At 37.6% G+C, this 17,415-nt stretch carries 17 protein-coding genes; 3 read left to right on the forward strand and 14 right to left on the reverse strand.

Features of this window, described 5'->3' with window-relative positions; all coding sequences use genetic code 11:
• Positions 1-3 precede the first annotated feature (3 nt).
• Positions 4-2,070 carry a M16 family metallopeptidase gene (locus ACKWCD_RS05980; protein ID WP_413984108.1) on the forward strand — a complete coding sequence of 689 codons (2,067 nt, stop codon included), beginning with the start codon at positions 4-6 and terminating at the stop codon, positions 2,068-2,070.
• 79 nt (positions 2,071-2,149) lie between these two features.
• Here ACKWCD_RS05980 and ACKWCD_RS05985 read toward each other — a convergent pair whose 3' ends face one another.
• Both ACKWCD_RS05985 and ACKWCD_RS05990 read right to left on the reverse strand, forming a co-directional pair.
• Positions 2,150-2,899, reverse strand: coding sequence for a head GIN domain-containing protein (locus ACKWCD_RS05985; RefSeq protein WP_413983037.1), 750 nt, complete (start codon positions 2,897-2,899; stop codon positions 2,150-2,152).
• Between the two features lie 57 nt (positions 2,900-2,956).
• Positions 2,957-3,847, reverse strand: a complete 891-nt coding sequence (locus tag ACKWCD_RS05990; protein WP_413983038.1) for a DMT family transporter — start codon at positions 3,845-3,847, stop codon at positions 2,957-2,959.
• A 100-nt stretch (positions 3,848-3,947) separates the two neighbouring features.
• Here ACKWCD_RS05990 and ACKWCD_RS05995 point away from each other — a divergent pair, with 100 nt between their 5' ends.
• Both ACKWCD_RS05995 and ACKWCD_RS06000 read left to right on the forward strand, forming a co-directional pair.
• Positions 3,948-4,301 (forward strand): heavy-metal-associated domain-containing protein, encoded by a 354-nt coding sequence (locus ACKWCD_RS05995; protein ID WP_413983039.1) that lies wholly within the window; start codon positions 3,948-3,950, stop codon positions 4,299-4,301.
• A complete protein-coding gene (locus tag ACKWCD_RS06000) occupies positions 4,298-4,723 on the forward strand; it encodes a hypothetical protein (RefSeq protein WP_413983040.1) in 426 nt (141 codons plus the stop codon). Before ACKWCD_RS05995 ends, ACKWCD_RS06000 begins: the two co-directional genes overlap by 4 nt.
• Before the next feature lie 27 nt (positions 4,724-4,750).
• On the opposite strand, the gene ACKWCD_RS06005 is transcribed toward ACKWCD_RS06000, so the two are convergent.
• The 12 genes from ACKWCD_RS06005 to ACKWCD_RS06060 form a co-directional block, all read right to left on the reverse strand.
• Positions 4,751-6,223, reverse strand: coding sequence for a S41 family peptidase (locus ACKWCD_RS06005; RefSeq protein ID WP_413983041.1), 1,473 nt, complete (start codon positions 6,221-6,223; stop codon positions 4,751-4,753).
• 72 nt (positions 6,224-6,295) lie between these two features.
• Positions 6,296-7,402 carry an MBL fold metallo-hydrolase gene (locus ACKWCD_RS06010; RefSeq protein WP_413983042.1) on the reverse strand — a complete coding sequence of 369 codons (1,107 nt, stop codon included), beginning with the start codon at positions 7,400-7,402 and terminating at the stop codon, positions 6,296-6,298.
• 99 nt (positions 7,403-7,501) lie between these two features.
• Positions 7,502-8,440, reverse strand: coding sequence for a pyridoxal-phosphate dependent enzyme (locus tag ACKWCD_RS06015; RefSeq protein WP_413984109.1), 939 nt, complete (start codon positions 8,438-8,440; stop codon positions 7,502-7,504).
• A gap of 69 nt (positions 8,441-8,509) precedes the next feature.
• Positions 8,510-9,574 (reverse strand): hypothetical protein, encoded by a 1,065-nt coding sequence (locus tag ACKWCD_RS06020; RefSeq protein WP_413983043.1) that lies wholly within the window; start codon positions 9,572-9,574, stop codon positions 8,510-8,512.
• A gap of 72 nt (positions 9,575-9,646) precedes the next feature.
• Entirely contained in the window at positions 9,647-10,072 is a 426-nt protein-coding gene (locus ACKWCD_RS06025; RefSeq protein WP_413983044.1) for a nuclear transport factor 2 family protein, read from the reverse strand.
• A 4-nt stretch (positions 10,073-10,076) separates the two neighbouring features.
• Positions 10,077-11,240, reverse strand: coding sequence for a serine hydrolase domain-containing protein (locus ACKWCD_RS06030; protein WP_413983045.1), 1,164 nt, complete (start codon positions 11,238-11,240; stop codon positions 10,077-10,079).
• Positions 11,237-12,943 (reverse strand): serine hydrolase domain-containing protein, encoded by a 1,707-nt coding sequence (locus tag ACKWCD_RS06035; protein ID WP_413983046.1) that lies wholly within the window; start codon positions 12,941-12,943, stop codon positions 11,237-11,239. The genes ACKWCD_RS06030 and ACKWCD_RS06035 overlap by 4 nt, the downstream gene beginning before the upstream one ends.
• A 22-nt stretch (positions 12,944-12,965) precedes the next feature.
• The gene (locus ACKWCD_RS06040; RefSeq protein ID WP_413983047.1) at positions 12,966-13,751 is read right to left on the reverse strand and encodes a type 1 glutamine amidotransferase domain-containing protein; all 786 of its coding nucleotides are present in this window, start codon (positions 13,749-13,751) and stop codon (positions 12,966-12,968) included.
• A gap of 112 nt (positions 13,752-13,863) precedes the next feature.
• The gene (locus tag ACKWCD_RS06045; protein ID WP_413983048.1) at positions 13,864-14,907 is read right to left on the reverse strand and encodes a helix-turn-helix domain-containing protein; all 1,044 of its coding nucleotides are present in this window, start codon (positions 14,905-14,907) and stop codon (positions 13,864-13,866) included.
• A 71-nt stretch (positions 14,908-14,978) separates the two neighbouring features.
• On the reverse strand, positions 14,979-15,536 hold the full coding sequence (gene gldD / locus ACKWCD_RS06050; protein WP_413983049.1) for a gliding motility lipoprotein GldD: 558 nt from the start codon (positions 15,534-15,536) through the stop codon (positions 14,979-14,981).
• Positions 15,526-16,854, reverse strand: a complete 1,329-nt coding sequence (locus ACKWCD_RS06055) for a gliding motility-associated protein GldE (RefSeq protein WP_413983050.1) — start codon at positions 16,852-16,854, stop codon at positions 15,526-15,528. Before ACKWCD_RS06055 ends, gldD begins: the two co-directional genes overlap by 11 nt.
• Before the next feature lie 25 nt (positions 16,855-16,879).
• Positions 16,880-17,341, reverse strand: a complete 462-nt coding sequence (locus ACKWCD_RS06060; protein ID WP_413983051.1) for a single-stranded DNA-binding protein — start codon at positions 17,339-17,341, stop codon at positions 16,880-16,882.
• Positions 17,342-17,415 lie beyond the last annotated feature (74 nt).

Consider the following 17,415-nt stretch of genomic DNA (forward strand, 5'->3'; position numbering starts at 1 on the left):
ATGATGAAAAAGTTATATACCCTATTATTTGTACTATTTGCAGTCAGCTTATCTGCACAAATAGACCGAACACAAATGCCCAACCCTGGTCCGGCGCCAGAAATTAATTTGGAAGACCCGCAACGTTTTGAGTTGAAAAACGGACTCAAAGTACTGGTTGTTGAAAATCATAAATTACCCAGAGTATCTGTGCAACTGCGCATCGATAATCCTCCCATAGCGGAAGGCGATAAATCGGGAGTTTCTTCTCTGACAGGAAGTCTTTTAGGAAAAGGTTCAAAATCCATTTCTAAAGACGACTTCAATGAAGAAATTGATTTTTTAGGAGCTCGATTGAGCTTTGGCTCTCAAAGTGCTTTTGCGAGTTCATTGTCGAAATATTTTCCGAGAATTCTTGAATTGATGGCTGACGCCGGTATAAATCCGAATTTCACTCAAGAGGAATTTGATAAGGAAAAGAATAAGTTAATCACTGGGCTCAAAACCCAAGAGAAAGATGTAAAAGCAATTGCAGGGCGCGTACAAACTGCTTTAGCTTATGGCACAGATCATCCCTATGGTGAATTTACTACCGAAGAAACCGTGAATAACGTTACCCTGACTGATGTTCAAAAATTCTATTCCAGCTATTTTGTTCCAGCAAACGCTTACTTGGTGATTATTGGTGATGTTGAATTAGAAAAAACCAAAGAACTTGTTGAAACCTATTTCACACCTTGGACGAAAGCCTCACCCCCTTCTTTTAAATTTTCAAATCCTGTAGATGTGCAGTATACGCAGATTAGTTTTGTCGATGTACCCAATGCCGTGCAGTCAGAGATATCAGTACAAAATCTCGTAAATTTAAAAATGAGAGACGAAGACTACCTTTCTAGCTTAATGGCAAATGAAATCTTAGGTGGAGGCGGTGAAGGTCGTCTATTCTTAAACCTTCGAGAAGATAAAGGATACACTTATGGTTCGTATTCCAGACTTGGAGATGACAAATATGGTGCTTCAAGATTTAGAGCAGTGGCCAGTGTCAGAAACGCAGTAACAGATAGCTCTGTAGTCGAACTTCTTAAAGAAATTGATAAAATTCGCCAAACTCCTGTAACTGATGAAGAGTTGAAGAATACAAAAGCGAAGTATGTAGGTCGCTTTGTTATGGCTCTCGAAGACCCAGAAACCATAGCGAGATATGCTTTGAACATTGAAACGGAAGATTTACCTAAAGACTTTTACAAAACGTATTTAGAAAAAATAAACGCCATTTCTGTAGCTGATGTTCAAGAAGCAGCTCAAAAATATTTTAGTTCCGATAATTCAAGAGTAGTTGTAACTGGCAAAGGAAGCGAAGTATTAGAAAACCTCAAAAAAGTTGCCGTTAACGGAAAAACAATTCCTGTTAAGTATTACGATAAATACGCCGCTTCAGCTGAAGAACCTAATTATAACTCAGAAATGCCAGCAGGTATTGGCATTAATGAAGTGATGAATAGTTACATCAATGCCATTGGCGGAAAAGAAAAACTAGAGGCTGTTAATTCATATATGCTTATTGCAGAAGCGGAGATGCAAGGGATGAAATTAAATCTTGAGCAGAAAAAGACTTCTAAAAACCAATTCATGCAAGATGTGAAAGTCATGGGTAATTCAATGAGTAAGCAGGTTTTAAATGATGGCTCGGGTTATGTGGTAATGCAAGGTCAGCGAAAAGATATGGATGAGGAAGAATTGAAAAAGGTTCGAGAAGAATCTGCACCATTTCCTGAATTGCAATATCTCAACGGAGGAGTCGCCCTAGATGGGATAGAAGACGTAAATGGCAAAAAAGCATATAAGGTGAAGATTTCAGAGGAAAAGACGCTCTATTATGATGTTGAAACTGGTCTTAAAGTACAAGAGGTTACCAAAAATGAAATGATGGGGCAGCAAGTTACCAGTACTGTAATATATAGTGATTATCGAGAAGTAAATGGTATTATGTTTCCATTCTCAATCGCTCAAACCGTAGGACCTCAAAGTTTTGAGTTTATAGTTAGTGAAATCAAAATCAATGAAGGCGTTAGTGATGCCGATTTTGAATAATTAACTACCTTATATTAATAATAAAGGAAGCCTCGTTCGAATTTAACGAGGCTTCCTTTTTTTAAACACTTAAACAATATTATCCGATTTTTCGAATCCTCGCTTCACCAATTACAATTCCTTTATCCACATCAGCATTACCTTTGTAGTTGATTTTGGTTTCACCATAACAAGTAACTTTTAGTCGTTCTGAAACATTAACTCTAAAATTACTCTCACCATAAGCCGTTATTTTTGTAGATGTGTTATTCATATCCATAGTGTTTACTTCACTTTCTCCGTAAGCTCTATAAACTTGTCTACCTACATCACCTCCTTGAATTTCCAAATAACTTTCGCCATAAATAGCAACCGTTAACTCTTCTGTTGTTACCGAATTGAAATATACTTTTGACTCCCCATAAATTGCCAACTTTAGTTCTTTTTGTTCAAAGGGACTTTCGCATTTTACGATTTCTTCACCTCTAATTGATAGCATTTTTAATCGTTTATAGGTAATTGTTGCCGTGGCCATCGTTCCATTGTAAATTGATTTTTTCCAATTGCCGCTACTCCCCTCAACACGTTCAGATTTTGTAACCGTTTTCGCTCCGTCTAAATACAGGCGAAGTGTTTTTCCCTCTACTTCAATATTGATTTTCTCTTCGGAAACCTTAGCATTATCAATTCTCACAGATTCCTCGTCTCCTTCAACCAGGACAACCTCTATATGTGGACTTACAATTACTTTTTCAAAAGATTTGACATTGGTTGTTTTTTGAGCATGGCTAACATTGGGAAGCAATAAGACTATGCCAATGACCATTAGAGATAGAATTGATTTTTTCATGATTGTCGTTTTTTAGTTAAATGAATTCAGAAGAAAGAGTATCAAAAAATTAAATTGTTACAGTAAGTTAACTGGTTTCTTCTTTTTATTTACCAACCAAACGCCGAAAAGAATAATAGCTCCACCCAAAAGTTGGTATATATTGATGCGTTCACCATCCCAAAAACCCCATAAAACAGCTACCAAAGGAATAGTATAGGTAACCGATGCCGCAAAAACAGGACTAGAAATATGAATCAACCTATTAAATAGAATGTTTGCCCAGGCTGTGCCTAAAATAGCGAGCGCCAACAAGTACCATATCGTATCTTGCATCTGGGCATTCGTCGTAATTTCCTCAAAAAATCCGGAGTAGCTCACTATGAACAGAGCAGGTACAAAAGCAACTCCAAAACTAGCCGTTGTAATAGACAATGGCCCCAAATGTGACAAATGTCTTTTTATGATATTTATGTTGAAGGCATAACCCAATGCCGAGAGCAATATAAAAATGGCATACCAATAATTTTGCTCAGGCGTAAACTCCATTCCAGTCACGATTAGAGCAACCGTGCCAAATAGACCAATGAACACTCCTAAAACCTGCCTTTTGGTTATAATTGCTCCAAAAAGAGCGATTCCGACGAGAGTTGTCATTAAGGGAACTATGGAATTGAAAATAGAAGTAATACCGCTATCCAATTGTGTTTGTGCTAATGCGAATAAAAATGGTGGGAAAAACGAACTTGTGAATCCGGCGATAATCAACCACTTCAAGTCGGTCTTTTTAATTTCCGATAAACTTCGGAATCCAAATAGGAATAAAGTCAAAGAAGCAAACACGATTCGTAAACCTCCAAGTTGAATGGCAGTAAAACCTACAAGTGCCTTTTTTATCAATATAAAGGAAGAGCCCCATATAAGGGAGAGTAATATCAGATAAAACCACTTCTTTTGATAGTCGTTCAAGAGATGCTAATTTTTGACAAAAATGGCATTTTTTTATGACTATGGTATCAGTACTTTGTACCTCAGGTCGTAAATTTGTTTAAATCAAACGATTTAAATTATGAAAGCAAAAACGAGTTGGCTGTTCTTTTTCTTAACTTTTTCGAGTGCTTTTATATATGCGCAAGGAAGCAATGAAAGCATGATGTTGTCCGACGAAAAAATAACAGCAGTTATTACCATTGACGGAATGGCTTGTCAAGAGGGATGTGCCAATACAATTTCTAAAAACCTTCTGGAAACAGATGGGGTACATATGGCAGAAGTAAGCTATGAAACGGGAAAAGCAATTGTTCAATTCGACAATAGCCTATTGACTATCAATAGTTTGCAAAAAATAATTACCGACACCAAGGTCAAAGATTATATCTATGTTGTTAAAGAATTGGTCATCAAAAATGAAACTTTAGAATGAAAAAATATATTTTAATTGTAACCACCCTTGTTTTCACTATTGCAATAGGTTGCAAGGAAGAAAAGAAGGAATCTACAGACTCAAATCAAATGGAACAAGTAATGGCCATTCATGATGAGGTAATGCCTAAAATGAGCAAGATCGGTAGGTTGGTAGCCCAATTGAGAAAGAAAATTGATTCTGACCAGGGTGGAGTTGAAGAAAAAGAGGCTATGGAAGCTTTACAAGATGCCAACAAAAGCATGATGGATTGGATGCAAAGTTTCGGAAATCGTTTTGATTCTGATGAAATCATGAATGGCAAAGCACTGACCGATGAGAAAAAACACTGGCTGAATGAGGAGGAGGAAAAAGTAAAACTTGTGGCTGAAAAGATGAATTCAAGTATTGCTGCGGCTGAGGCCTTGCTTAGTGAAAAATAAGTGAGTTTTTCTATCAAATAAATCTCCTTATTTAGACTTACTAATAAGTTCCAGTGCTTTTTCGATAGCGGCATCGCCTTCCGAATTAAGGTCGTCCACCACCTTTTTCAAAAACTTTTGGGTATCTCGCTCATAACCAATTTCTATATCAGGCGAAATTCCTACCCCTTCATAATTATTACCATTTAGGTCTAGGTAAACTTCGCTTGACAAACCAAACTCCCAACCATTGGGAAGTACTCGGTCTAGAATATCAGAGAACACTCCTTCAGTTTTCGACCCTATTCTTGTTATATTAGGAAGTGATAACGAACTTAGGGCCATAATCTCTGTTGCACTCGCTGATTCCGGACCTATCAATAAATAGACTGGTTTGGAATAGGGATTTTTTGATCCCTTTTGAACCACTTTGTTCACAGGTGTAAAACCATCTCCCATTTTGCCTTTCTTGATAAAGACCGTCCTATCCTCCTTATTAAGGCGTTCGAGAACTGCCATACCAACTTCATCTTGCCCACCACCATTAAAACGCACATCAACAATTAGGGCATCGGTACCCTCAATATCTTCCATGATACTATCCAACGAAGCGTTAATTCCGTCAAGTTCGTCCTCATTATCATTTTCGGCGGTCTCTAACTTTTCGAAATAAGCCATCCAATGGTCTCTATATGAAAGTGTATCGCTTATTCCATAATCGGCCATACCCATCATTTGATTCATTTGAAGATAAGCAATATTGCTCTCTAACTTGCCCCAACGAAGGTTTCCATTTTTAATATAAATGCCCTCAGGGATGTACTTCTTGGCTACCTCTGCTGCAACCTCATAATTACGAAGTCGTTTTTTTGACTTTTCACCAGAAGCATCTTCTTCATTTTGAGCAGCCTGCTTTGCTTCATAAAGCTTCATAGCAGCTTCCTCCACTTCATCTGATGCGTCAAGGCCAATATGCCCGTCATCAAAAGATTCCAACATTTCATTCAACACTAAGAACAACTCGGCATCTGTAGTTTCTGCCGTTACCTTAGGGCGGTATTCGGCGTACATCTCTTCTGGATTCACATTGCGCAATTCAAAGTAGGCATAATGGTCTTTGAAGGTTTCCCAAAGGACTTCAAAATTATATTCAGGGTTATTTGCCTTTGCTTGAGCGTCGGCATACTCCGAGGTATCATTCTGACATACAGTTGGAGCATCCTCAATCCTGATGAAATGGTAATTATTTATACCATCTTCCAGAATTATTGTATCGTTTCGCACCTTCAGTTTGTCTCCAAAATCTGAAATGTTTCCCTCCATTAGAGGCATACATGAAATAGTAGTGACATCGGCCATTGTGTATTCGCCTTCCTCTATATTTACAACTCTTCCATAGCCCAAGGATTTCCATACGCCATCCAAACTTTGTGGGTCTTTTTTATCGGAAGATTCACAAGACAGGAGAGCTATGATGAATAGGAATGCAAAGCCAGATTTGAAAAATTGCGATTTTTTCATGGGATGATTTTTGATTGATATTGTATATATTAGGAAAGTAAGTTACTTAAATTCGTTGAATTCTAAATAACGCTAAAACTCCTCCCACCAGCGCTCATTTGAAATTTGGTCGGCTTCCAGATAAATATATTCCCCAATTTTAGGAATTGTAGTAGCAACACCTAATTCCTCAGCTTTTTTGGAAACTCTTTCTACGGGTTCTGTCCACGGGTGCATGGCTAGTTTGAAAGCCCCCCAATGGATTGGCATAATCTTATTGGCCTGAATATCCAATCCTGCTTGCGCTGTTTCCTCTGGCATCATGTGAATATCACTCCAAAATTCATTGTACTGTCCGCATTCCAGCATCGCAAAATCAAAAGGACCGAGTTTCTCGCCGATTTCCTTAAAGTGCGAACCGTAACCGCTATCGCCACTAAAGAAAATGTTCTCGGTAGAAGATTGAATCGCCCAAGCGCTCCACAAAGTTTTTGCGCGGTCTGTAAGTCCCCTACCTGAAAAATGTTGCGCCGGGGCACAGGTAAAACGCAGGCCTTGAAAATCAGTTTCATCCCACCAATCCATTTCTACTATTTGCGCTTCGGCAACACCCCATTCTGAAAGATGAGCCCCAACACCTAAGGGCGTATAAAACATATCTACTTTTCCTTTTAAAAGTTGAATAGAACCATAATCAAGATGATCATAGTGATCATGTGAAAAAATGACAGCGTCTATTTTAGGCAACTTCTTAATTTCAATAGGTAAGCCTTTGCTGAATCGTTTCACTCCAAGCAGTGGATGTGGAGCAGGAACCGCACCGAACATTGGGTCTATCAATATATTTTTACCTTCCATTTGCAGTAGAAAAGAAGAATGCCCGAACCATACCAACCGACTTGGTCCTTTATAATCTGCTACGGTTATTGAATCAATTTTCTCAACAGCTATTCTTTTTTCAGGTTTTGAATTGGGTTGCGCACCTAATGATTGACGAATAATCTTCATCATTTTACTAAAACCTATACTCATTTCAACATTTGACTGATTTACAAAAACACCTTCCTTATAGTTCTTGGATTGCGTATATCGCAACCGCTGTTCTTCGGTAGGTTTACCCCCGAATTCCGGACTTATATTTACAAAAAGAGTAACAAAAATGACGAGAATCAACAACAATCCACCGAGGAGTAATCCCATTTTCTTTAGTATTTTTTTTAATTTTTGCATGCATTAAGATATCTCAAAGGGCAAGTTTAAACTATTCAAAGTGAAATCGGACATCTATTTTAATTTGTCTTAAAAAGGAAGTTTGCTCAGATCAACATTTCCACCAGAAATAACGATTCCGACCTGTTGTCCTTTGAAATTTTCTTTGTCCCGCAAAAGCGCTGCTAAAGTAACAGCACTGGAAGGTTCTACGATGATTTTCATACGCTCCCAAATCAATTGCATGGCAGAGACAATTTCTTCTTCGGTTACGCGAATGATTCCGCTAACATGTTCTTTTATGATTGGAAAATTATTGCTGCCTAATGTAGTTTTTAGTCCGTCAGCTATGGTGTTTGTTGTTTCATTGCCCTCGATTTTTCCACTTTGTAAAGAACGATAGGCATCATCTGCTTCAAAGGGTTCTCCGCCAAAAACTTTACAATCATTCCCAAAATAATGAGCTGCCAAAGCAGAACCTGCAATCAGTCCTCCACCCCCAACGGGGCAAAAAATGGCATTCAAATTGGGATGATCTTCTAGGAGCTCCATCGCAGCTGTACCCTGACCAATAATTACATCTATGTCGTTTGACGGATGCAAAAGTGTAGCCCCCGTTTTCTCCGCAATTTGATTAGCAGTTTTCTCTCTAGCTTCTAAGGTAGGTTCGCATTCGTAGATTATTCCCTCATATTCTTTTACTCCGGTTTTTTTTACTTCAGGAGCTGAATTGGGCATTACAATATGTGCGGTTACTCCCAAACTTTTGGCACCCAAAGAAACTGCTTGCGCAAAATTGCCTGAGGAATGAGTGACGACTCCTTTACTCCGCTCTTCATTTGTCAACTGCAAAATGGCATTGGTGGCGCCTCTCATTTTGTAGGCTCCACCCCGCTGAAAATTTTCACATTTAAAGAATACCTCCGCACCAGCTTTAGTATTAATTAGTCTAGAAGATAAAACCGGAGTTCTGTGAATAAAAGGTTTTATTCTTTGATGGCAATCAAGTAGTTCTTGTTTTTGTATCATACGGACTACAAAATACAAGATTAATTTTTTTAAATGCCTAGTGTAAATTCCTTTTTAACGAGCTAAAGTTTACTTGCCATGAATCTTTAACCTAATATAGTCAGACAGTTCATTAGAGTTATGACCATCGGCCTGTGTTCTCTTAATATAACGAGCTGTCAACCCGTGAATTTTAGCTTTCTTGAAGCTATTTGGGCTTGCATCATTGATGCCAGTATCTTTTAAGGACTTAATATATTTTGGGCTTATATCATGAACTGCAAAGTTCTTCAACATTCCAGGTTCTAAATTTGCAAAGCCCACCGCGGATAAACCTTGAATATAATCAAGTGTAATATCATGAACAGCGAAGTTTTTAATCATATTAGGGTCCAAATTACTATAGCCAGCACGAGTGAGACCATTTATATAATCAACACTCACATCGTGTATGGCAAATTTCTTTATCATATTGGCATCTATATCGCCGTAGCCAGCTTTTTCTAAGTCTTTGATATAATCGATTGAAATATCGTGAATCGCAAATTTTATAAGCATATCGACTTCCAAACCTTTATAATTAGTGTTGGCAATCGAATTGATATACTCCAAATCCACACCGTGGATTCCAAGTTTGCCAAGTTGCTTCAAAGTTGGTTTATACCCATGTCTTTTTAATCCAAGAACATATTCTTTTGATACATCTCCTAAGAACAACTTGAAATAGTTATAACGATCATCACCGTTGGAGATAATCCCCTCTTTATTTAGGAAAGCCTCAAACTCTCGGTTTTTTACGAAAGTGAAATCACCATAACCTTTGTCATTTGGGAATGCCCCTTCAAACTTAATGGAGCCTGAAGGTTTATTTAACTCAAATCCTCCAGATGTATTCAAGGTAAATTCCTCAACCGGAATACAGAGACTAATCATAAAGGATGGATTGCTCCTATTCTTTGAATCCATCAATTGAATACAAACAGTTTCCCTTTCGATAGTACCAAGCCAAATACCACTATCAATTTCAGCTCTGTGATTAAATGTGGAAAATGAGATGGTATGTTCTTCTTTCTGCTCTTCTTGACAAAAAGAAATCTGGAACATAAATAAAAATGCAAATAATAGACTCGCGTAAAGGTTGATTGTAGTTTTCATGATATCGTTTTTTGATGTATACCATGGTAAACTCGCCTTTTTGAAAATGGTTACATGAAATAGTAGAAATCTTTATTTCGGGTAATCCACATAAGTGTATGACTTATGAATAATCTTCCAACTTCCCTGATACTTTAAAAGCATTAGATAATCCGTATAAATTCTTTTGGGGCCTGGCATAATGATTTCAATCTTGCCAACCGCAGCGTCGTTTTTATAATCAATGGATACAATTCTACCGATGCGATTACTCTTTTTTCCTTGTTTTATACCCCCAGTATAGTCTTGCCCATACCAGACTCTTAGGCTATCATTAGCAACACTATAAAGGTTAAGTTCAGGGTGAAAAGCTCTTTTTACACGTTCTGGTTCTCCGTTGGCGGTTCCTTCAAGATAGTCGTTTAATGTACTGGTAATCGATTCTAAATCAGTTTGTGCGCTTACTGTATGGATTCCTATAAATAGAAAAGCCATCAGTATGATTTTGTTCATTTTCATAATTTCAATTGTTTAACTTCTGTTCGTATTTCTCTAAAATTTTATGAATCTTTCGATATTGTTTCCATAGTTTCTCGTCATCCTCCGCATTAACATTGGCTAGAACAATCCGACCTATTTTGCTGTCTGCATTAAACTGTAGGTCAGTTTGAACTCCTGGGTCGCTACCGCCATGACCAATATTTCGGCTTTTTACTCCCATACCCCAAAAAGCCCTATTGGCATCGGCATCTCCAGGAAGTAACAATTTAGCATATTCTGGTGGCAGATAACTACTATTGCTTGAGTAGGCCTTAATGATTTCCTGAAGGAAGTTAGACAAATCGGAAACACTAGAATAAAGCCCCCCATCTGGGAAGGTTATCAATTGATATCGGGGCACTTCCTTCCCGTTAGGAAAATATGGAGTTGCTAATTCATTTACCTGTACTTCGTTAAGCTCCCAAGAAGTACTCCTCAGTGCCAAGGGGGTAAAAATCTTGGCTTTCGTATATTCTTCAAAAGAAGTCTTGGTCACAACCTCAATCAAGTAAGCCGTCAATGCTGTGTTTAAGTTTGCGTATTCTTTGTTTGAACCTGGCGGGCTTTTCTGAAAGTTTTTTTTACGGTTCCATTGCCCATTTTCATTTAAAATATGAAACAGAAAATTTTTGAGCGATATCTGTTCATGACTTTTTAGGAATGCCAGATAGTCTTGATGTACATTTTCGGAAGGCTTGAAATTAGAATCTAAAATATATGACTTACTATAGTTTTTGGTATCAAGAATGCCAGAGGTATGATTGGCCAAATGACGAACTAAGATTGGTGATTCTTTGAAGTAAGGATTAACGACCTTGAAAGGTAGTATATCGTTAATCTTGGTATCCATTGTTAGCAGGCCATCTTCAATAGATTTGACCAAGGCAAGGCCAACTATTGTTTTGGAAACGGAACCTAAGTTTTGAACTGTTTTCGTCTCAAAGTTCTTACCTGTGCTTTTATCAGCAAGACCGAAACCCATTTGATATAAAACTTTGTCTTCGTCGACTAAGGCAACCGCGAACCCTGGAATATCGGAGTTGGTTAAATGATTTGTTAGTTCTGCGGTTAAGGACTCTGAATCGGCTTGACCTTGTAATTCCAGAGAAATAAAACCTAGAAGTAAAATGAACAGGTGCTTTTTCATTTGGTTTTCATCAAATTCTGGCTTGAGGGGATTTCCTTTTTAAACCAAATATTAGCTACTCCGCTCGTGGCAAGTTGAAACCCCGTGATTGTACCGTTTAAATCCCTTTCAAAAGCGAGCGATGAAAAATGTCTTTGGTCTCCAGTGAATACATCTTGTATTCTTGGACTCAATTGAACAGGTTCTAGCCTAGGATGGGTTATTAAGAGCTTTCCTTGATTAGTTGTCAGGGAATACCAAGTATCCAAAGCCGCTGCGTAATAATTTCCGGTAAACATATCAAGGTCATTTGCCCAACTTGCATTGGCCTCAAAAGCAATTAGATGAAAGTTATCACCCCCGACCGTCACATTCATATTCTTAGGTATAGCTTTCGCATCAAAACTAACCGTTACCTCTGCCGGTGAAATCATTTTGAAGGAGTTCTTGGTCAAAGGTACTAGGGCACTTTCATTGCCTGGGCCTCTGGAATATCTCAAGGTATCGTTAACGATATGAATTTTTCGGGTGGAGTGGTTCGTAACATCCCAATAATCACCCTCAAAGTTAGCAAGTTGCTTTTTTGATAATTTTTTAGAGTTGATATTGGCAGGTGCTTCACCAGATGATGAATCCAAAAAATCTTCAATATATAGCGCACTGGCTCCTGTGCCCGCATATCCGTTATAGGCACCATCATTTCCCATAATAACAACGGCAAGGTCATAATCGGGATAGCGAATCAATTTACTGGCATATCCCCCAGCAACCTCAACATGGTATAGTTTTTTAGCTCCTCTAAAATTCCAATACCGGTGGCCTCCGGTATACAATGAAGTATTGACTTCCTCAAGAGTTCTTCCGTCAACAACTGAAAGTCCATCAAATTTTTCAACCATTTGCTTGGTACCAATTTTGGGGTTACCGAGCTCTTTGGACCAAAGGCACATATCTCCCACAGTAGTGTATACATCTGATAAAAGCGTGTGACTATAGCTCATGTTTGAACTGATAAAACCATCGTTTTGCGCAAAATACCCCTGGGCCTTGTTTGCGATTACGGCACCTTGAGTATCATATATTGAATTCTTCATTCCTAGTGGTTCAAAAATCTCCTTCGTCACAAAATCAGTATATGACATTTTAGAAATCTTAGCAATAAGGTCTTCGAGTATCAAAAAACCGGCATCCGAAAAGCGTTGTACACTCCCGCTATTGGGTACTGATTTCGCCTGGTTCTGAATCATGGTATATGCCTGTTCCTTGGTAAAAACATCTTCAGCTCTCCATCCTGCAAGGGCTTTGAAAACCTCTTCGTTGTTTAATCCACCGGTGTGATGTGTCAATTGTTCAATACTTATGGAGTTGGGAAAGGACTTTAATTTGGGCATATGCATCCGTATATCATCTTTCAGTGAAAGCTGGCCACGTTGTTCCAATAACAAAAGTGCATAAACGGTGAACTCCTTGGCTATGTCACCAATATGGAATCTAGTTTCGGCACTTATCGGAATCTTGTGCTCCAAATTGGCTAGGCCATATCCTTTAGTGTAGACGATTTCTCCATCGTTAAGAACCCCCACTGCAATACCTGGTCTATCAGGAGTATCCCACTGGGAAAAAACAGCATCTATTTGCGCTGGTGAAATCTGTCTTTTTTGTTCCTCCTGTGAAAATGTAGTGGTTAGTGCGAATAATAAAAATGCCGTGAATAGATTTTTCATGTCCTGTTCGTTTTTTGATGATTTATAATTGCTGTAATGTCTCAATCACTTTTTCTGCCACCAAGCCCGCAGCTGAAGGGTCTTGTCCGCTTATCAATCTTCCATCAGATACCATAAAGCCATCCCAGCCTTCTTCGGAAAATTGAAAATCCCCTCCTCTTTCCTTGAGGATTTCTTGGATTGAAAAAGGGAAGGTCTTGTAGTACTCTGCATCTTTATTTTCGAAAATATCAGGAAAACCGTTTACCTTTTTTCCAGCAAATAGGTAAGAACCATCCTGAGTCTTAAGATTGACTATACCAGCGGTGCCGTGGCAAATGGCCGAAACGATTCCATTGTGCTGCTCGTAAAGTTCCATCACGATTTTTTGGATGGCCTCGTTTTCAGCCACTCCGAACATTGCGGCTCCACCACCTCCATAATACACTGCTCTATAATCGGATGCCTCAATTTCATTTGGTTTTTTTGTAGTCTCCAAGTCATCCATAAAATCATTGTCATAGATATATTTCTTTTGAAGCGAATCTGAAGTGCTAATATATCCGATTGGTATTGCTCCTCCCTCAGGGCTCACAAAATCGATTGCATAACCTTTCTTTTTAAAGACTTCATATGCCTGAACTATTTCGGAAAAATGATTTGAAGCACCTATATCGGAATCTCCATAAAAATGGGCATTCGAAACAATGAACAAGATTCGTTCTGCTTGCTGGGCAACTTCAATATTGCTAGATAGTGTTTCAGGGTTTTGCTTGCATCCTATAAATAAAAAAAGGATGGTAAAAAGAGCGTACATGGTATTTTTCATGCTAATGTTATTTTGATTCGGTCACAATACTATGTCGAATCAAAATGAAAGTAGGTCTTACTTATAAATCTGGAGTACGGATTTATAAATCGGGAAGGGATTTAAGGAATCTTTAGGAAATACTTTCCTTGTATTTGGCCGGAGTAGTATTCGTCATCTTCTTGAAAACAGAATAAAAGGTGGATTTTGAATTGAAACCACAATCATAGCCTACGGCCTCCAATTTGATGTGGTTGTTTGATTGAATTAAGTTTTTGGCTTCCTGAACACGATACTCGTTTATCAAAGAAGTAAAGCTCTTTCCTAAATTATCATTAATCAATTGCGATAGCGTGTGCGGTAGAATATTCATTTTACTTGCCACATCGGAAAGCTTAAGGTCGGCATCTGTAAAAATTTTCTCCTTCACCATCAGATGGTTCAATTGTTTAGAGAGATTTTCAGCCTCAGCAGCTTCTATTTTCTTATTGGAATACTTATGGTTCTTATCAAAAATAGCTCCTTTAGTTCTGCGAAAATGAATCAAAAGAATTAATAAATAAAAAATAAATGAAAATGATAATGCCCCAACGATGTAGGAGGTGTAAGAACAAGTTTTATAGGCGACCCATATGATTACGTTACCAACAAAAACGCTTAATACCCAGAAGTCAAAATCAGACAGTTTCTCATTGGTATTGAAAATTTTATTTATTGTACCCCTTATAACCCAAGCAGATGCAATGATATAACCCAACCAAACCAAATAGATTATTTCCACCCAACTAAGGCTTCGCCCTATTATCCATGGATCATGAGTTTCTGGGAATAAAACCCCAATCAAAACAGATAAGCCTAACAATACCAAAAAGTGAAGTGGCCAAAAACTCATTTTAGAATTTGACCGTACACAAGATTTCATATAAAAATAGAGTGCAGGTCCAATTAATATGCAAGCAGCTAGCCCAACCTTAATAAATTCTATAGCCAGGTCATCATTGAAATAATAAAATACCGATTTACCAACCCTAATAGCAAGCATTAAAAGCAAGAGGCCTAAAAAGAAATTGGAAATATTCTTTGGCTTTTTAAAAAAGAAAAAATAAACACTGATGAGCAAGGCATTGAAAACTCCCAAGGCACTAAAAAAGAAAAGAAGTTCATCAGAAACGTTCATAATCTTGAAAATTTTTGCACTGTTATAAAAGTAGCAAAAAATAATAGCTCGAAAAATTTGAGGAATCTAAGTTATTTCCACCTTAGCGACTCCATTATTCGCCCCATATCTTGTTGCAGATATACAGCGGCTGGATAGATAGAATCATAATTGGGTCTTGTTTTAAAATAGAGCGAACCCGTCACAAAATGATTTAGACTATCAGTAACATAAAATTGAGCTTGTGAAGCTGCATCACCTCGAACTTCAAAAAATGCACCGTATACTTTACTTAAGTCGTCTTCGTATGCTCTTGGTCGAATACCATCTGCCTTTGCTGCGTGTTCATAGCTCAATTTTTGAGCATCTGAAATAAGGTTTTTGATATCGTCGTCTACCTTTCGATAACTCATAAATATAGTGGCCTTCATTTCTGGGTATTCAAGTATGATCGACCTACTGCTCTTTTGATTAACGACTGCTTCTTTATTAGAATCAAACCTAAAATAATCAGTTTCAATACTCTGCGCCGATGGCCTCTCATATTCCAAACGAAGCATTGCTTTGGGTTTAGGCAAAATGGTTTCATCATTGCAAGAACTGATCGTAATGAGAATAAGAAAAACCATAAAGATTATACTAGGCTTCATTTGGCAAGGTCACTTTAATTTGTTTTAATCGCTTTTTATCCAGACTTTCTACTAAAAACTGATAGGCATTGAAATGTACTTTTTCTCCTTTTTTAGGGAAGTTTCCAGCAATTTCGAGAACAAATCCTGCAATGGTCTCAGACTCTCCTTTTTGATTTTCAAACTCCTCTTGATTTTCAATCTTAACAACGCGATAAAAATCTTTTAGGGCCGTTTTTCCATCAAAAACATAATTGTAATCATCTAATTTAGAGAAAATCAAATCTTCATCATCAAACTCGTCACTAATATCACCAACAATTTCTTCTATGATATCTTCCAAAGTTACGATTCCTGAAGTACCTCCATATTCATCAACAACAATGGCCAAATGGTTTTTCTTATCTTGGAACTCCGACAGTAAATCATCTAACTTTTTATTTTCTGGAACGAAATAAGGCTCGCGAATTAGCGATACCCAATTAAAAGTTTTTCTATCAATATAAGGCAACACGTCTTTAACGTAAAGTACCCCTTTAACAGTGTCAATATTTTCTGAAAAAACAGGAATTCTAGAATACCCATGCTTTTTGATTTCCTCTAGTACCTCCAAAAACTTCATTTCTTCTCCTAAAGCAAAAATATCAATACGTGGTCGCATAACCTGTTTGGTATCTGTATTCCCGAAAGAAACGATTCCCTCTAAAATTTTTTGCTCTTCTCTTGTTGTATCTCCTTCAGACGTTAACTCTAAAGCTTGCGATAAGTGATCAATGCTAAGATTGGATTTTTCCTTTCCTAATTTATTATACAAGAAAATAGTACTTGACCTCATTGGAAGACTAAGGGGAGAAAAAACAAAGTCTAATGCTTTCAGAGGATAGGCCATGAGTTGTGAAAAGCTGGAGCGATTTCGATTGGCATAAACTTTAGGAAGTATCTCACCAAACATCAATATTAAAAAGGTAATTACAACAACTTCAAGCAAAAAACGAACTGAAACAAGATCAAACAACTTATAGGTAATATCAGAAAACAGGGTATCACCAATGACATTAAACAACAATACAATGCCAATATTAATGGCATTATTAGCAATCAAAATTGTAGCTAATAGCTTTTTAGGTCGTTCTAGCAGTTTAACCACAATTGATCCTCGTGTGGTTTTTTGATCGTCAATTTCGTTTACTTCGGTTGGTGAAAGTCCGAAAAAAGCAACCTCTGCACCTGAAATTAAAGCTGAACATAAGAGCAGCACTAATAAAATGACCACCTTAAAAAAGAAAGAGCCGTCAAAAACGATAAAATTTAGCAGAAAACTAAGGGGGTCAGGATCCAATAGTTGCGATTTAGATTTTTATTAATTAAAATGGTAAATCATCATCTTGTTCAGGCACATTTACCTGTGAAGTCTCATTTGACACCGCCGGTTTTTGAACCTGAGCTGGTTGAGATTGTGTACTAGCTTGAGCATTTGCCATACTCTCTTTCTTAGTAGATAAAAAGGTAAACTCTTGTACATGTACTTCAGTAGTGTACCTTGTATTACCATCTTCACCTTGCCATTGTCGATTTTTTAGTCGCCCTTCGACATAAATTTTATCACCCTTACTTAAATATTTCTCACAAATTTCGGCGGCTTTATTGCGAACTACAATATTATGCCAGTCTGTATTAGTAACACGTTCGCCAGTTTGCTTATTTGTATAACTTTCATTCGTTGCGATAGGAAAACGACCAATACTGCCTCCACCTTCGAAATAGTGCATCTTTACCTCGTCACCCAAATGCCCGATAAGCATCACCTTATTAAGTGTTCCACTCATGTTTTATTTTTAAATTTTCTTATTAAGAAATGTACTGTTTTCGATATTAGATACCATTCTTTAAAGTACAAAGA

Origin of the sequence: Maribacter taeanensis, assembly GCF_047345145.1 — a bacterium.
Taxonomy (GTDB): domain Bacteria; phylum Bacteroidota; class Bacteroidia; order Flavobacteriales; family Flavobacteriaceae; genus Maribacter_C.

What these genes read in the sequence shown, in the direction of transcription:
- ACKWCD_RS06040 (WP_413983047.1), bottom strand. Translation starts at nt 13,751, where the DNA reads ATGAAAAATACCATGTACGCTCTTTTTACCATCCTTTTTTTATTTATA.
- ACKWCD_RS06000 (WP_413983040.1), top strand. Translation starts at nt 4,298, where the DNA reads ATGAAAAAATATATTTTAATTGTAACCACCCTTGTTTTCACTATTGCA.
- ACKWCD_RS06025 (WP_413983044.1), bottom strand. Translation starts at nt 10,072, where the DNA reads ATGAAAATGAACAAAATCATACTGATGGCTTTTCTATTTATAGGAATC.
- ACKWCD_RS06035 (WP_413983046.1), bottom strand. Translation starts at nt 12,943, where the DNA reads ATGAAAAATCTATTCACGGCATTTTTATTATTCGCACTAACCACTACA.
- ACKWCD_RS06045 (WP_413983048.1), bottom strand. Translation starts at nt 14,907, where the DNA reads ATGAACGTTTCTGATGAACTTCTTTTCTTTTTTAGTGCCTTGGGAGTT.
- gldD (WP_413983049.1), bottom strand. Translation starts at nt 15,536, where the DNA reads ATGAAGCCTAGTATAATCTTTATGGTTTTTCTTATTCTCATTACGATC.
- ACKWCD_RS06005 (WP_413983041.1), bottom strand. Translation starts at nt 6,223, where the DNA reads ATGAAAAAATCGCAATTTTTCAAATCTGGCTTTGCATTCCTATTCATC.
- ACKWCD_RS05980 (WP_413984108.1), top strand. Translation starts at nt 4, where the DNA reads ATGAAAAAGTTATATACCCTATTATTTGTACTATTTGCAGTCAGCTTA.
- ACKWCD_RS06015 (WP_413984109.1), bottom strand. Translation starts at nt 8,440, where the DNA reads ATGATACAAAAACAAGAACTACTTGATTGCCATCAAAGAATAAAACCT.
- ACKWCD_RS06010 (WP_413983042.1), bottom strand. Translation starts at nt 7,402, where the DNA reads ATGGGATTACTCCTCGGTGGATTGTTGTTGATTCTCGTCATTTTTGTT.
- ACKWCD_RS06060 (WP_413983051.1), bottom strand. Translation starts at nt 17,341, where the DNA reads ATGAGTGGAACACTTAATAAGGTGATGCTTATCGGGCATTTGGGTGAC.
- ACKWCD_RS06030 (WP_413983045.1), bottom strand. Translation starts at nt 11,240, where the DNA reads ATGAAAAAGCACCTGTTCATTTTACTTCTAGGTTTTATTTCTCTGGAA.
- ACKWCD_RS06020 (WP_413983043.1), bottom strand. Translation starts at nt 9,574, where the DNA reads ATGAAAACTACAATCAACCTTTACGCGAGTCTATTATTTGCATTTTTA.
- ACKWCD_RS05985 (WP_413983037.1), bottom strand. Translation starts at nt 2,899, where the DNA reads ATGAAAAAATCAATTCTATCTCTAATGGTCATTGGCATAGTCTTATTG.
- ACKWCD_RS05995 (WP_413983039.1), top strand. Translation starts at nt 3,948, where the DNA reads ATGAAAGCAAAAACGAGTTGGCTGTTCTTTTTCTTAACTTTTTCGAGT.